11 protein-coding genes and 1 pseudogene are annotated in these 14,392 nt (G+C 69.3%); 5 read left to right on the top strand and 7 right to left on the bottom strand.

Translation table 11 applies throughout. From position 1 onward, the window contains the following. Positions 1-94: 94 nt before the first annotated feature. Positions 95-2,284, top strand: a pseudogene (locus BLV01_RS02285) (Tex family protein); the annotation flags it as partial. Between the two features lie 399 nt (positions 2,285-2,683). Here the strand turns inward: BLV01_RS02285 and BLV01_RS02280 are convergent. Beyond that, a complete protein-coding gene (locus tag BLV01_RS02280) occupies positions 2,684-3,880 on the bottom strand; it encodes a PQQ-dependent sugar dehydrogenase (RefSeq protein WP_091793653.1) in 1,197 nt (398 codons plus the stop codon). Positions 3,881-4,127: 247 nt separating this feature from the next. Then, positions 4,128-6,026 (bottom strand): ABC transporter ATP-binding protein, encoded by a 1,899-nt coding sequence (locus tag BLV01_RS02275; protein WP_091793651.1) that lies wholly within the window; start codon positions 6,024-6,026, stop codon positions 4,128-4,130. Positions 6,027-6,250: 224 nt separating this feature from the next. Here BLV01_RS02275 and BLV01_RS02270 point away from each other — a divergent pair, with 224 nt between their 5' ends. Together BLV01_RS02270 and BLV01_RS02265 are read left to right on the top strand one after the other, a co-directional pair. Continuing rightward, a complete protein-coding gene (locus tag BLV01_RS02270; protein ID WP_091793649.1) occupies positions 6,251-6,487 on the top strand; it encodes a hypothetical protein in 237 nt (78 codons plus the stop codon). A 73-nt stretch (positions 6,488-6,560) separates the two neighbouring features. Then, complete coding sequence (locus tag BLV01_RS02265) at positions 6,561-6,788, top strand: hypothetical protein (protein WP_254782481.1); 228 nt, start codon at positions 6,561-6,563, stop codon at positions 6,786-6,788. Positions 6,789-6,851: 63 nt separating this feature from the next. On the opposite strand, the gene BLV01_RS02260 is transcribed toward BLV01_RS02265, so the two are convergent. Continuing rightward, positions 6,852-7,214, bottom strand: coding sequence for a hypothetical protein (locus tag BLV01_RS02260; RefSeq protein WP_091793647.1), 363 nt, complete (start codon positions 7,212-7,214; stop codon positions 6,852-6,854). A 145-nt stretch (positions 7,215-7,359) separates the two neighbouring features. Between BLV01_RS02260 and BLV01_RS02255 the strand changes: the two genes are divergently transcribed. Then, on the top strand, positions 7,360-8,874 hold the full coding sequence (locus BLV01_RS02255) for a fumarate hydratase (protein ID WP_175485740.1): 1,515 nt from the start codon (positions 7,360-7,362) through the stop codon (positions 8,872-8,874). 209 nt (positions 8,875-9,083) lie between these two features. Here the strand turns inward: BLV01_RS02255 and BLV01_RS02250 are convergent, their stop codons facing one another. The 3 genes from BLV01_RS02250 to BLV01_RS02240 all read right to left on the bottom strand — a co-directional run bounded on the left by BLV01_RS02250 (position 9,084) and on the right by BLV01_RS02240 (position 12,087). After that, positions 9,084-10,082 (bottom strand): patatin-like phospholipase family protein, encoded by a 999-nt coding sequence (locus tag BLV01_RS02250; RefSeq protein WP_091793644.1) that lies wholly within the window; start codon positions 10,080-10,082, stop codon positions 9,084-9,086. A gap of 239 nt (positions 10,083-10,321) precedes the next feature. After that, on the bottom strand, positions 10,322-11,479 hold the full coding sequence (locus tag BLV01_RS02245; protein WP_091793642.1) for a phospholipase A: 1,158 nt from the start codon (positions 11,477-11,479) through the stop codon (positions 10,322-10,324). Positions 11,480-11,601: 122 nt separating this feature from the next. Then, the gene (locus BLV01_RS02240; RefSeq protein WP_091793640.1) at positions 11,602-12,087 is read right to left on the bottom strand and encodes a DUF456 domain-containing protein; all 486 of its coding nucleotides are present in this window, start codon (positions 12,085-12,087) and stop codon (positions 11,602-11,604) included. Between the two features lie 215 nt (positions 12,088-12,302). Between BLV01_RS02240 and BLV01_RS02235 the strand changes: the two genes are divergently transcribed. Continuing rightward, positions 12,303-12,512 carry a cold-shock protein gene (locus BLV01_RS02235; RefSeq protein WP_057948016.1) on the top strand — a complete coding sequence of 70 codons (210 nt, stop codon included), beginning with the start codon at positions 12,303-12,305 and terminating at the stop codon, positions 12,510-12,512. 615 nt (positions 12,513-13,127) lie between these two features. Here BLV01_RS02235 and BLV01_RS02230 read toward each other — a convergent pair. Next, a complete protein-coding gene (locus tag BLV01_RS02230) occupies positions 13,128-14,234 on the bottom strand; it encodes a M35 family metalloendopeptidase (RefSeq protein ID WP_091793638.1) in 1,107 nt (368 codons plus the stop codon). Positions 14,235-14,392: the final 158 nt, after the last annotated feature.

The raw sequence follows: 14,392 nt of genomic DNA, 5'->3' as shown, positions 1-14,392 counted from the left end.
CCTTTCCCCAGCAATGTCAACGGGTTCCCCCATCCCCCCCCACATTGCGACAATCCCCGCGCGCCCCGCGGTCGGGGCTAGACGATTGGAAACGATGCAAGACCAGAACGCGCAGTCCGCACAGATCGCCCGCAAGATCGCCCAGCTCATCGCCGGCGAGATCAGCGCCCAAACCTCGCAGGTCCAGGCCGCGGTCGGCCTGCTCGACGAAGGCGCCACGGTTCCGTTCATCGCCCGTTACCGCAAGGAAGTCACCGGCGGCCTCGACGACATCCAACTGCGCGACCTGGAATCGCGCCTGCGCTACCTGCGCGAGCTGGAAGACCGCCGCGCCGCGGTGCTGGAGAGCATCGCCGAGCAGGGCAAGCTCAGCGACGAGCTGCGCGCCGACATCGAGGCCGCCGACAGCAAGGCGCGGCTGGAAGACCTGTACCTGCCGTACAAGCCCAAGCGCCGGACCAAGGCGCAGATCGCGCGCGAGGCCGGGCTGGAGCCGCTGGCCGATGCGCTGCTGGCCGATCCGACGCTCAAGCCCGAGGACTACGCCGCCGGGTTCGTCAGCGAAGAGAAGCAGGTCGCCGACGTCAAGGCCGCGCTCGACGGCGCGCGCGCGATCCTGATGGAGCGCTGGTCCGAAGACGCCAAGCTGGTCGGCGAACTGCGCGGCTGGCTCAGCGAGGTCGGGGTGATCCGCGCGCGCGTGGCCGAGGGCAAGGAGAACGAAGGCGCCAAGTACCGCGACTACTTCGACCATGCCGAATCGCTGGCCAAGATTCCCTCGCATCGTTTGCTGGCGCTGTTCCGCGCGCGCCGCGAAGAGATTTTGTTCCTCGACCTCGACCCGGGCAGCGACGCCGAAGCCGGCCACCAGCAAGGCGAAGGCCGGGTGGCGTTCAACGCCGGCATCCGCGACGAGGGCCGTGCGGGCGACCGCTGGCTGCTCGACTGCTGCCGCCTGACCTGGCGCGCCAAGCTGCACCTGCACCTGCTGCTGGACCTGTTCGGCCAGGCGCGCGAAAAAGCCGAAGCCGAGGCGATCGAAGTGTTCGGCGACAACCTCAAGGACCTGATGCTGGCCGCGCCGGCCGGTCCGCGCGCGGTGCTCGGGCTCGATCCGGGCCTGCGCACCGGGGTCAAGGTCGCGGTGGTCGACGCCACCGGCAAGTTCGTCGCCCACGACACCATCTACCCGCACGAGCCGCGCAAGCAGTGGGACCAGTCGCTGCATACGATGCGCGCGCTGTGCCTCAAGCACGGGGTCGAGCTGATCGCGATCGGCAACGGCACCGCGTCGCGCGAAACCGACAAGCTCGCCGGCGATCTGATCAAGCTGATGGCCGATGCCAAGCTGACCAAGGCCGTGGTCAGCGAAGCCGGCGCGTCGGTGTATTCGGCGTCGGAATTCGCTTCGAAGGAGTTTCCGGATCTGGACGTGAGCATCCGCGGCGCGGTGTCGATCGCGCGGCGCCTGCAGGACCCGCTGGCCGAACTGGTCAAGATCGAGCCCAAGGCGATCGGCGTGGGCCAGTACCAGCACGATGTCGACCAGTACCGGCTGGCGCGCGCGCTGGATGCGCGCGTGGAGGACTGCGTGAACGCGGTCGGCGTGCTGGTCAACACCGCCTCGGCGCCGTTGCTGGCGCGGGTGTCGGGCCTGTCCTCGACCGTGGCCGAGAACATCGTCCGCCACCGCGACGAAAACGGCCCGTTCAAGACCCGCAAGGAACTGCTCAAGGTGCCGCGCCTGGGCGAGAAGACCTTCGAACAGTGCGCCGGCTTCCTGCGCATCGTCGACGGCGACGAGCCGCTGGACGCCTCGGCCGTGCACCCGGAGGCGTATCCGGTGGTCGAGCGCATCGTCAAGCAGTGCGGGCGCGAGGTGAAGCAGTTGCTCGGCGATCCGCAGTTCGTGCGCAGCCTGAAGCCGGAGCCGTACACCGACGAGAAGTTCGGCGTGCCGACCGTGCGCGACATCCTCAAGGAAATGGAAAAGCCCGGCCGCGATCCGCGCCCGGAGTTCAAGGCGGCGAAGTTCGCCGACGGCGTCGAGGACCTCAAGGACCTGCAAGTCGGCATGATCCTGGAAGGCGTGATCAGCAACGTCGCCGCATTCGGCGCGTTCGTCGACATCGGCGTGCACCAGGACGGCCTGATCCACATCTCGGCGTTGTCGGACAAGTACGTCAAGGACCCGCGCGATGTGGTCAAGGCCGGCGACGTGGTCAAGGTGCGGGTGCTGGAAGTGGACATCCCGCGCAAGCGCATCGCCCTGACCCGGCGCCTGGACGACGCGGTGCCGGCGCCGCGCGCGCCCGGCGAACGCGGCGGCGGCGTCGAGCCGCGCAACGACCGCGGCGGCCCGCGCGGCGGCGGGCGTCGCGACCAGCCGCAGCAGCGCGGCGGTTCGTTCGCGCCGCCGGGCAAGGGCAGCGCGCCGCTCGGCGGGGCGTTGGCGGATGCGTTCGCCAGGGCCAAGCAGAAGTCCTGAGCGTCGCGTCGCGTACAAACGAAAAAGCCGCCTGCGGGCGGCTTTTTCGTTGGCGGTCGCGGGAGGTTCGCGGTGGTTGGCTTGTCGCGGTCGCGGCTCGCGCCGCTCCTACAGGGGCTCCATGTAGGAGCGGCGCGAGCCGCGACCGCGAACATCCGACGGCGACGCCCCCGTCCTACCGCGCCGCCACCGCCGTCACTTCGCCTTGGGCGGCTCGATCCGCAGCAACTTGCCCTCGCTCTCGTCGGTCAGCGCATACACCTTGCCGTCGGCCGACACGCGTACGTCGCGGATGCGCCAGCCCAGCGGCTTGAGCAGCCGTTCTTCGTCGACGATCCTGTCGCCGTCCAGGCTCAGCCGGATCAGGCTGCCGTCCGACAGCGCGCCCAGGAACAGGCTGTCGTTCCAGGCCGAGCCGGCGTGCCCGGTGTAGAAGGCCATGCCCGACAGCGCCGGCGATTTCTCCCACACGTGGTACGGCGGTTCCATGCCGGGCTTTTCCTTGCCCTCGGCCTCGGCGATCTTCAATCCGCTGTAGTCGATGCCGTGGGTGACGATCGGCCAGCCGTAGTTCTTGCCGGGCTGCGGCAGGTTGATCTCGTCGCCGCCGCGCGGGCCGTGCTCGGCTTCCCACACGGTGCCGGTGCGCGGGTCCACCGCCAGCGACTGCATGTTGCGGTGGCCGTAGCTCCAGATTTCCGCGCGCGCGTCGCTGCGGCCGACGAAGGGATTGTCGGCCGGCACGCTGCCGTCGAGATTCAGCCGCACCAGCTTGCCCTGCAGCTTGTCCAGCTCCTGCGAGGCCATGCGCTGCTGGCGCTCGCCCTGGGTGATGAACACGTGGCCCTTGCCGTCGAAGGCGATGCGCGAGCCGAAATGATTCGGGCCGACCAGCTTGGGCTGCTGCTGGTAGATCCGCTTCACCTCGCCCAGCGCGTCCGCGCCGAGCGTGGCGGTCGCCACCGCGGTGCCGGCGCTGCCGTCGGGGCCGGGCTCGGCGTAGCTGAGATAGATGCGCTGGCTGCTGGCGAAGTCCGGCGCCAGCACCACGTCGAGCAGGCCGCCCTGGCCCTGCGCCCAGACCTCGGGCACGTTCTTCAGCGGCGCGGAGATCGCGCCGTCGGCGCCCACTCGGCGCAGGCGGCCGGCACGTTCGGTGACCAGGAAACCGCCGTCGGGCAGCAGCGCGACCGCCCAGGGATGCTCCAGGCCGCTGGCGACTTCGGTGACGCGCAGTTCGCCCAGGTCGCTGGGGACGCTGTGGGTCGCCACCTGCTTGGGCGCGGGTTTGGCTGCGGCTGCGGCGGCCGCGGCGTCGTTGCCGCTGTGGCAGGCGGTGAGGCCGAACAGCAGGGCGGCGGCGAGGGCGCCGCGGCGTAGGTATAAAGTCATGCATCGCTCCAGGGCGCTGAGGGCGTGGCCCCGACCATAGCCCGGCGCGCGGGGCGGGACAATTCGACGTGTGTTTGCGCTTGCCTGCGGGCGCAGCGGTCGCACCGGCGCGGCCGCGGCTCGCGCCGCTCCTACAGGGGCTCCCTGCAGGAGCGGCGCGAGCCGCGACCGCGAACCTTCGCCTATGCCGCCATCCGCCTGTGCCCGCACCGCCGCAACGGCCGCGCAAACGGCCGCATGCCTCCGCTCACCGATACCCCGCCGCCTGCAACTCGAACAACTCCGCATAGCGCCCGCCCTGCGCCAGCAACTCATGGTGGGTGCCGCTGGCTTCCAGCCGCCCCTGCGCCAGCACCAGGATGCGGTCGGCCATGCGCACGCTGGAGAAGCGGTGCGAGATCAACACCGCGGTCTTGTCGCGCGAGAGCTCCTTGAAGCGCTGGAACACCTCGAACTCGGCGCGCGCGTCCAGCGCCGCGGTCGGTTCGTCGAGGATCATCACCTGCGCGTCGCGCATGTAGGCGCGCGCGATCGCGATCTTCTGCCACTGGCCGCCGGACAGGTCCACGCCGGTCTTGAAGCGCCGGCCGATCTGCTGGTCGTAGCCCATCGGCAGCGACTGGATCACCTCGTCGGCCATCGAGCGCCGCGCCGCCTCGCGGATGCGCTCGCCGTCGTCCATCGCGTCGATCTGGCCGACGCCGATGTTCTCGCCGGCGGTGAGGTGGTAGCGGACGAAGTCCTGGAAGATCACGCCGATGCTCGCGCGCAGCTGGTCGAGGTCGTACTCGCGCAGGTCGCGGCCGTCGAGCAGGATGCGGCCCTCGTCGGGGTCGTACAGCCGCGCCAGCAGCTTGACCAGGGTGGTCTTGCCGGCGCCGTTCTCGCCGACCAGGGCCAGCACTTCGCCGGCGCGCAACTCGAAGCTCAGCCCGCGCAGCGCCCAGTGCTCGGCGTCGGGATAGCGGAAACCCACGTTGTCGAACACGAAGCCGCTGCGGATCGGCTGCGGCACCGCCGCGGCGTCGGCCGGCGAGGCGATCTCCGGCTCGATCCGGAAGAACGAGAACAGGTCGTCGAGGTACAGCGCCTGCCCGGCGACCTGCGAGAAGCCGACCAACAGCCCTTCGAGCAATTGGCGCAGGCGGCGAAAGCTGCCGGCCAGGAAAGTGAGGTCGCCGATGCTGAAATCGCCCTTGACCGTGCGCCAGGCGATGTAGGCGTAGGCGACGTAGTAACCCAGCGTGCCCAGCCCGGCCAGCACCGTGCCCCACAGCGCGCGGCGGCGAGCGAGGGCGCGGTTGGCGGCGAAGAACTTGTCGGCGAGCTGGCGATAGCGCGCGATCAGGAAGCGGTGGAGGTTGAAGATCTTCACCTCCTTGGCCGTTTCCACGCTGGCGCCCATCTGGCGCACGTATTCGAGCTGGCGCCGTTCCGGGGTCCAGGCGTAGTTGAGCGAATAGCCCAGCGCGTTGAAGTGGGCTTCGCCGACGAAGGCCGGGATCAGCGCCACCGCCAGCAGCGCGATCAGCCAGGGCGCGTAGACCAGCAGGCCGACGGCGAAGCTGATCACGGTGACGGTGTCCTGGACCTGGCCGAACAACTGGCTCATCAGGCTCATCCGCCCCACCGTCTGCCGGCGCGCGCGGTCGAGGCGGTCCTGCAGGTCGGGGTCCTCGAAGTCCTCCAGGTCCAGGGTCGCGGCGTGCTCCATCAGGCGCACGCTGGTGGCGTTGGTGAACAGTTCCGAGAGCAGCTGGTCGCCGTAGCCGATCACCCGCCCGAGCAGGTCGGAGCCGACCGCCAGGCCGAATTCGAGCAGCAGCAACGCGGCCAGGGTGTCGAGCTGGCCGCCGTTCCAGGCCTGGGCCAGCGAATCCACGTGCACGCCGGAGGCGACCAGGCGCACCGCCTCGTCGATGATCAGCTTGCCGACGTACAAGGTCGCGATCGGCACCAGCGCGCGGACCAGGCGCAGGCCGAGGGTGATCAGGGTCAGCGTCGGGCTGGTCGCCCAGATCTGGCGCAGGAACGGCGGCAGGTTGCGCAGCGCGTCGAAGCGCTCGCGCAGGCTGGGCTTGCCGCCGTGGCCGGCGGCGCGGGCCGGGTCGGACGGTGCGGGAGGGGCGGGGTCGGGTCGGCTCATGTCGCGATTCTGCCAAGTCCCGCGGCGCGGCGGCGTCACGGCGCCGTGGCGGCCGGCGGCGATGCGGCGCGCGCCGCCTTCATGCGCGCCGTCGCGGTTTCGAACATTCGGGCTGTGGTTACTGACAGGTCGCGCCCGGCGGGCGCGCGGGTAAGGTAACTGCGCGCTCCGCGCGGAGCGCCCGGCCGCGGCTCGGCCGGTTCGCCACGAAAAGGAGAGTTCGAATGACCTTGAAGCAACTGCCTGCGCCGCTCAAGCGCTGGCGCGCGACCGCCGCGCTGGCGGCGTTCGCCTTCGCGTTCGCGTTCGGCGCGACCGCGGCCTCGCGCGACATCATCGTCTGCGGCGGCGGCGTCTACTGCGATGCCGAAGTGCGCCAGCCGTGCCTGGATTCGGGCAGGAGCGCGGCGTTCTGCGACCGCCTGTGGCGCGGCTGCGTGCTCGATGCCTGCCCGCAGTAAACCCGCAGCGCCGGGGCCGCGCCCGAGGCCGGCCCATACCGCACCGCAACCGTCATCGAAAAGGAGAGTTCGAATGAAATCGTTCGCCATGCTCAAGACCCGCCGCGCCGGCCTCGCCCTGGCCCTGTTCGCCTTCGCGTTCGCCTTCGGCGCGACCGCCGCGCCGCGCGACCTGATCGTCTGCGCCGGCGGCGTGTACTGCTACGACATGCAGCGCGAGTGCGAGCAGGAACACGGCGCCGGCGCGTACTACTGCGAACTGCAGTGGCGTTCCTGCGTGCTCGACGCCTGCCCGCAGTGATGCCGGCGCGGCCCGCTCCGGTCGGGGCGGGCCGCTTCCTGGCTGGATCGACGCGGCTCAGATCTATGAGGCGAGCACGAAGATCGGCAGATACAGCGCCACCAGCATCAGCGCGATCGCCGCCATGCCCGCGAAAACGCCGAACGCGCAGGCCCAGCGGTCGCGCCGCGCGCGTGGCGCGGCGACCCAGACCGCCAGCACCGCCACCGGCAACAGGCACGGCGCCCAGGGGTAAGCCTGCAAGCAGGCGGTCAGCGCCGGCAACTCGGCGCCGAACGAAGCCCAGACCTGGCTGAACTGCGGCACCAGCAGCAGCGAGCCGACGCCGGCGATGGAACTGGCGACCAGCCCGGCCAGCAGCCAGGCCGGGTTGAACGGGGACTGGGCCGGCGCGGAGGTCGGCGATTTCGGCGGCTGATAGCTCATGGGACGTTGTTTTCCGCAGAGGGCTGGGCCCAAATCAGGCGGCCGGGGCCGCCGGCAAGGCCGGACGGGTAGAATAGCCGTCCCCACCGCCAGCCTTACGCCCGCCGTGACCGCACCTTCGTCTTCGACCGCTTCCCGCGGCCCCGTGGTCGTCCGCCAGGACGACCTGATCCAGTCCGTCGCCGATGCCCTGCAGTACATCAGCTACTACCACCCGGTCGACTACATCAAGAACCTCGCCGCCGCCTACGAGCGCGAGGAAAGCGTGGCGGCCAAGGACGCCATCGCCCAGATCCTGATCAACTCGCGCATGTGCGCCGAGGGCCACCGGCCGATCTGCCAGGACACCGGCATCGTCACCGTGTTCCTGGAAATCGGCATGGACGTGCGCTGGGACGGCGCGACCATGGGCGTGGAGGACATGGTCAACGAGGGCGTGCGCCGCGCCTACAACCACCCCGACAACAAGCTGCGCGCGAGTGTGCTGGCCGATCCGGCCGGCAAGCGCGCCAACACCCGCGACAACACGCCGGCGGTCGTCAACGTCAAGGTCGTGCCGGGCAACACCGTCGACGTCATCGTCGCGGCCAAGGGCGGCGGTTCGGAGGCGAAGTCGAAGTTCGCGATGCTCAACCCATCCGATTCCATCGTCGACTGGGTGCTCAAGACCGTGCCGACCATGGGCGCGGGCTGGTGCCCGCCGGGCATGCTCGGCATCGGCATCGGCGGCACCGCCGAGAAGGCGATGCTGCTGGCCAAGGAAGCGCTGATGGAGCCGATCGACATCGTCGAGCTGCAGGCCCGCGGCGCGAGCAATCGCGCCGAGGAACTGCGCCTGGAGTTGTACGAAAAGGTCAACGCGCTCGGCATCGGCGCGCAGGGCCTGGGCGGCCTGACCACGGTGCTCGACATCAAGGTCAAGGACTACCCGACCCACGCCGCCAACCTGCCGGTGGCGATGATCCCGAACTGCGCGGCCACCCGCCACGCGCACTTCACCCTCGACGGCAGCGGCCCGGTGATGCTCGACCCGCCGTCGCTGGAAGACTGGCCGACGCTGACCTACGACGCGTCCAAGGGCCGTCGCGTCGACCTCGACACGGTGACCCCGGACGACGTCGCAAGCTGGAAGCCCGGCGAAGTGCTGTTGCTCAACGGCAAGCTGCTGACCGGCCGCGACGCCGCGCACAAGCGCATGGTCGACATGCTCAACAAGGGCGAAGCGCTGCCGGTCGATTTCAAGGGCCGCTTCATCTATTACGTCGGCCCGGTCGATCCGGTGCGCGACGAAGTGGTCGGCCCGGCCGGCCCGACCACGGCCACGCGCATGGACAAGTTCACCGAACAGGTGCTGGCGCAGACCGGATTGCTCGGCATGGTCGGCAAGGCCGAACGCGGCCCGGCCGGCATCGATGCGATCAAGAAGCATCGCTCGGTGTATCTGATGGCGGTCGGCGGCGCGGCGTACCTGGTGTCGAAGGCGATCAAGGCCTCGCGCGTGGTCGGCTTCGCCGACCTGGGCATGGAAGCGATCTACGAATTCACCGTGCAGGACATGCCGGTGACGGTCGCGGTCGACAGCACCGGCGAATCGGTGCACAAGACCGGGCCGAAGGAGTGGCAGGCGCGGATCGGCAAGATTCCGGTGGTGGTCGAGTAAGTTCGACCGTACCGCGATGCGATTGCCAGACGCCCGGCCTAGGCCGGGTGTCGTCGTTTCGGCGCAAGAAGCCGGTCTCGCAGCAGTTGCCGATTCGCGGTCGCGGCTTGCGCCGCTCCTACAGGTAGGCCATGCAGGAGCGGCGCAAGCCGCGACCGCGCCAATCCAACCACCGCGGACCACCGATTGAAGCGGCGCCTGCGCGACGGCTAAAGCTTCTTCGCCAACTGCGCCAACATCTTCTTCGTCGCCGGCCGGGTCAGGTACTCCTTCGCCAACGTCTCCAACGCCAGCACATTGGTCTCGCTGGTGTCGTCCAGATCGTCCAGCCCGACCAGCAGCTCGGCCTGCATCCGGTAGTACCCATCGCCGACCAACTGCCGGGCGATGTAATCCACCGAGTCGGTGTTGCCGTCGAACAGCACGTCGATGATCGGCACCGCCCATTCCAGCGCGCCCCAGGTCCGCGCCGACTCCAGGCTGATGCTGCGGGTGCGCTCGCCGGTGCCGACCGACAGCACCACCAGATCGCGGCTGTTGTCGACCTTGGCGTCCTTGCGCAGCGCTTCGGCGATCGCGCAGGCGGTGGGATTGTTGGCGACCACGCCGCCGTCGATCAGCGCGCAGTGCCGGCCTTCCACCTTCATCGGGTGCGCCGGGAAATAGGTCGGCGCCGCGGTCGAGGCGCGGCAGACCTCCCACACCGGCAGGTCGCGGTGCTTGGGGTCGAAGCTCTTGAAGATCACCGGCGTGCGCGAGATCGTGTCGTAGCTGGTCACCAGCACCGGCGCCTTGAGCTGGCCCAGCGTGGTCTTGCCGAACACCTTGCGCAGCACCTGTTCGATCCCGGTGCCGTCGTAGCGCGGCGCCGAGAAGCCGTCGCTGACCAGGCGGTTGGCGCGCGACCACAACCGCCCGGCGAGATTGGGAAAGATCGTATGGCGCTGGTCGCGGTACAGCTGCGCCAGCGCGTCGGGGGAGAAGCCGGCCGCCAGCCCGCAGGCCACCAGCGCGCCGGTGGAGCTGCCGGCGAGGAGGTCGAAGCGGTCGAGCAGGCCGTGGCGGCGGCCGCCGGCGCGCTCGCCGGTCTGCGCGGCCTGCGCCTTTCCCGCCTGCGCCAGCGCCTGCTCGACGCCGGCCAGCCAGTGGCAGCTCACCAGACCGCGGATGCCGCCGCCGTCCAGGCAGAGGATGCGCCGCATCTTCATCGGGATCTCCGTCAGGGCGGGGCAGGGTAGCGCGGGCTACCTGCGCGGCAGGGCCGACGGTGTCGCAGTTCCTGTGTTTTGTCCGCGCGGCGGCGATCGTTTCGCCGGCGTCGACGGACGCGCCCCTGTAGCAGCGGCGCGAGCCGCGACCGCGACAATGCAACCACGCCGCAACGTTCGTCGCAGCTGCGTTGTCGCGGTCGCGGCTCGCGCCGCTCCTACAGGGGACTACGGCCGGTTCAGTACCACTCGAGCAACGAGATGCCCAGGCCGATGTAAGTGGCCTTGTGGTTGTAGTCGATCAGGCTCTCGCCATAGCCGTCGAAGACCTGCAGGTGCCCGCGCAGCTGGTTGTGGATCGGGAAGCCCCAGTCGAACTGCAGCGCGCCGTGCGAGCGGTCGCCGCCGCGCAGCGAATGCCGCGCCATCAGCGAGAACTCGTGGCCGCCGCGGCGATGGACCAGGGTCAGGTCGCCGCGACCCATGTAGTCCTCGATGTCGGGATTGTCGTCGTCGTTGCCGTCGGAGATGCGGTACCACGGCCGCAGCGTCAGCGCCCAGTCCTCGCGGTCCAGGCCGATGTTGAACATCACCCGGTTCCAGCTGCGCGAGAGCGGGTCGGCGCGGCCGTTGGACTGGTGGTTCAGGCCGACCGCGAACATGCGCCCCTTCCAGTCGCCGATGCGGTAGTTGTTGCGGAACACCAGCAACACTTCCGGCTCGTAGTTGGTCTCGCGGAACGGACGCGAGTCCTCGGCGTTGTAGACCTGCCAGCGCGAGGACTGGGTGTAGCCCATCCACACGTCGCCGTTGTCGCCGAACAGGTTCTCCACCGCCTTGGTCTTGAAGCTGATCTGGAACTTGGTCTCGACGCTGTCCAGCGACTGCGGCTCGCTCACCGTGTTGCGCGGGTTGGGCGAGTGCGGCCGCGTGTTCGGGTTGTCGTTCCAGAACACCGGCAGCAGGTACACCGGCTTGTAGGCGCGGAAATTGAACAGGCCCAGCTTGGAGTCCTTGGCCAGTTCCCAGCGGCTGTCGAGCAGGCCGCCCTTGCCGGCGTTGGCGATGGCGTCGGCGAGCGGCGCGTCGTGCGCGAACACGCCGCCGGCGGCGGCCTGGCGCGCGCGCTCGACCACGCCGGGCTTGGGCTGGCCGGCGAGTTCGTCGCCGAGTTCGAGATTGCGCTGGATCGCCTTGGCTTCGCGCGCGGCGATGTCGGCGTTGCGCACGTCGCCGCCTTGCCGGCCCAGCGCCGCGTCGTAGCAGGCCAGGCGGTCGGCGTCGACGGTGATCGCCACGCAGGCCTGCGCGGTGGCCGGTTGCGGCGCGGTCTGCGCCGGCGCCAGCAGCGGCGCGGCGGCCAGCGCGGTCGTCAGGAAGGAGCGGGAATAGCGCATGGGGTGGGGCGTCCGGTGAAGAGGCGTTCGAACGCAGGCGCTCGGCCTGCGGAGCAGGAGTCTTGCACTGCCGCGCGAATGCGGTGTGAACCGTTAATGCGGATCGGCGGCGCGGGCCGCGCTCACACGAACCAGGCGATGGCGAACGCGCCGACCATGGCGAAGGCCAGCCCGAGCTTGAACACGGTGCCGACGATGATCCCGACCCAGGTGCCGATGCCGACCTTGGTGGCCTGGTCGAGCTGGCGGGTGTGGATCCACTCGCCGACCAGCGCGCCCACGAACGGGCCGACGAACACCCCGATCAGGCCGAAGAACAAGCCGGCGAACGTGCCGATCACCGAGCCGACGATCGCCAGCTTGCTGGCCCCGACCCGCTTGGCCCCCATCGCGGTGGCGGCGAAGTCGACCACCATCGACAGCACCGTCAGCAGGCCCAGGATCGTCAATGTGATCCAGCCCACTTTTTCGAACTTGGACACCCACGAAGCCAGCAGCATCCCGACGAACACCAGGGGCAGGCCGGGCAGTGCCGGCAGGACCGTCCCGGCGATGCCGACCAGCACCAGAAACGCGGCGAGAATGTAATAAAAGCCATCCAAATTCATGCGTAATCCCTAAGCGGACAGGCGGTCCGAAGTGGTTTGCATTTTGGCCCATGTCGGGGTACGTTGCGGGCGCTGCGTTTGCCAAGGGTCACCGTGAATCGTGGCCCGATGCGGTTGATCCACCGATCCGCTACATCGTTGCACCTCGCTTCCTCCTTGCAACCAGCACGCGCGCGTTCGCGCCAACAACACCACGTATCAAGGAGAGAGTAGCGATGTCCGGTAAAGAGATCGGAACCGTCAAGTGGTTCAACGACGCCAAGGGTTTCGGCTTCATCAGCCGCGAAAACGGCGAAGATGTGTTCGTCCATTTCCGCGCGATCCAGTCCCAGGGCTTCAAGAGCCTGAAGGAAGGCCAGAAGGTCTCGTTCACCGTGGTCCAGGGCCAGAAGGGCCTGCAGGCCGACGCGGTCGAGCCGATGTAAGACGCACCATCGGTGCGATGCTGCGCTGCCGCACGTTCGGCGCGCAACTTAGGGAAACCCGGCTTCGGCCGGGTTTTTCTTTTCGTATACTCTTGATCGCTATCACAAATGCGGATTTCGCGGCCGGCGCTCGCGGCGCTGTTGCCGCGTTCGCGAAGCGGCATCGGCCGCCGCCGACGTCTCTCTCGCCCGTGCTGCGAACGGCCGCCGGCGTGGGTCGTATCGGTCGGTGCGCACCGTAGAGACAAAAGCGCCGGGGACCGTCCTGGTCCCCGGCGGCCGCAGCGGCCGTCCATGGCCGCCAGCACCTTCCCTGTGCCGCTCAATGCGATCCCGGCGACCCGTCCTCGCCCCGCACCGGTATCGCTGCGTGCCCTCGCTTGCACGCCGAGCCTGTCTGCGGGCACGTCGCGGGCCTCGTTTCCCGCGTCGTTCCCGCCGCCTCCTGCGGACTGTGCGCATCCCTGCGTCGGCTCGTGGAAATCCAACGTCCAGTACTGCGCAGTGGGGTTGAGGCCAGGCACAAAAAAAGCGGCCCGCACACGGCGGGCCGCTGGCAGCCTGGATGCGGCGGACGGCATCGGCCGCCGGTCGCGCGTGGCTTGTGGGGACGACTCAGTTCTGGAAGGGGGTGTTCTCGGCGAAGTACTCGTGGTTGTCGGCGTTGTCGAGCGCGTTGGTCGGGTTGCTGGTCGCCAGGCTCTTGGCCGCGGCCTGGCCGTAGGCGTGATCGTCGGTGCCGGCGACGACGGTGAAGTGGCTCATCTCGTGGACCAGGGTGCCGGCCTTGGAGTCGGTGCCGGTCAGCGGCGCGTTCCAGAACGCGTTGCACACGTAGATCTGGTACGGCTGGTTCGCATACACGTAGGCGTAGGCGCTGCTGGTGCAGCCGCAGTTGATGGTGATCTGGCCGTTGTTCTGGTCCAGCGCGGTGTCGATGGCCTGGAAGTGCGAGCGCGCGGTCGAGTAGCGGCTGGAGGTGTAGGCGCCGAACCAGGTGGTGTAGCGCGGGCCGACGGTGCCGCCGTTGAGATAGCCCTTGGCGTTCTCGGCGTAGGCGCGCGCCTGCACCACGGCCTGGCCGGCCGAACTGGTGCGCGCGGTGGTGCAGCCGACGTAGTTGACGCCGTTGACGACCGCGGTCGGGCCGACCGGCTTCTTCGCCGCGGCGACCTTGGCCCCGCCGAGTTGGTCGATGCCGTCCACCCACAGCTGCAGCGGCGCGCTCTGCGCGCTCATCGGCAGGCCGTTGGCCTGCTGCAGCATGACCCGGTCGGAGGTGGAGGCGTGCTGCAGCGGCGCGCGGAAGGTCACCACGTACTGGCCGGTGCGCGAGAGGTCGTAGCCGGCCGAGAGGTCGACGATGCGGCGCACGGTCTCGCCCGGCTGCAGGATCGCGAAGTCCGCCGCGGTCGGCAGGCCGCGCTTGACCATCCGGCCTTCATAGGCGACCGGCGCGCCGTTGTAGCTGATCGAGAACAGCTTGGCGTCGAACTCGTCCGACGGCAGCTGCCACTTGGGCAGGCGTACCGCCTTCTTGCTGGTGTTGGTCACGCTGACCTCGACCGCGCCCAGGAAGTCGTCGGCGTTGCCGGTCACCGCGACCATGCCGATGCGCAGCGGATTGTTCTGCGTCGCCGACGGCGGCGTGGCGACGGCGGCGGCGATCGCGCCGGACAACACGGCGCCCACGGAAACCACATGCACGATGCGAAGTTTCATTGCGACTCTCCCGGTGTTGCGTTGACTTGCGTTGGCTGGGCCCGCGGCGCGGACCGCACGACGCTAGCGCAGGCGCAATCGGGGGCGCACGGCGTTTGGTGCATTAGTTCCGCGGCCAATCGTGATGGCCTTCGTGAACCGGAAACTTCGCGGACGCA

Origin of the sequence: Lysobacter sp. yr284, from assembly GCF_900107375.1 — a bacterium.
Taxonomy (GTDB): Bacteria; Pseudomonadota; Gammaproteobacteria; order Xanthomonadales; family Xanthomonadaceae; genus Lysobacter.
The sequence above is the reverse complement of the archived record's forward strand: the minus strand, read 5'-3'. Positions and strand labels throughout refer to the sequence as shown.

Excerpts from the sequence above, each read along its gene's own strand:
- BLV01_RS02260 (WP_091793647.1), bottom strand. The coding sequence starts at position 7,214 with ATGAGCTATCAGCCGCCGAAATCGCCGACCTCCGCGCCGGCCCAGTCC.
- BLV01_RS02240 (WP_091793640.1), bottom strand. The coding sequence starts at position 12,087 with ATGAATTTGGATGGCTTTTATTACATTCTCGCCGCGTTTCTGGTGCTG.
- BLV01_RS02280 (WP_091793653.1), bottom strand. The coding sequence starts at position 3,880 with ATGACTTTATACCTACGCCGCGGCGCCCTCGCCGCCGCCCTGCTGTTC.
- BLV01_RS02230 (WP_091793638.1), bottom strand. The coding sequence starts at position 14,234 with ATGAAACTTCGCATCGTGCATGTGGTTTCCGTGGGCGCCGTGTTGTCC.
- BLV01_RS02245 (WP_091793642.1), bottom strand. The coding sequence starts at position 11,479 with ATGCGCTATTCCCGCTCCTTCCTGACGACCGCGCTGGCCGCCGCGCCG.
- BLV01_RS02265 (WP_254782481.1), top strand. The coding sequence starts at position 6,561 with ATGAAATCGTTCGCCATGCTCAAGACCCGCCGCGCCGGCCTCGCCCTG.
- BLV01_RS02270 (WP_091793649.1), top strand. The coding sequence starts at position 6,251 with ATGACCTTGAAGCAACTGCCTGCGCCGCTCAAGCGCTGGCGCGCGACC.
- BLV01_RS02275 (WP_091793651.1), bottom strand. The coding sequence starts at position 6,026 with ATGAGCCGACCCGACCCCGCCCCTCCCGCACCGTCCGACCCGGCCCGC.
- BLV01_RS02235 (WP_057948016.1), top strand. The coding sequence starts at position 12,303 with ATGTCCGGTAAAGAGATCGGAACCGTCAAGTGGTTCAACGACGCCAAG.
- BLV01_RS02250 (WP_091793644.1), bottom strand. The coding sequence starts at position 10,082 with ATGAAGATGCGGCGCATCCTCTGCCTGGACGGCGGCGGCATCCGCGGT.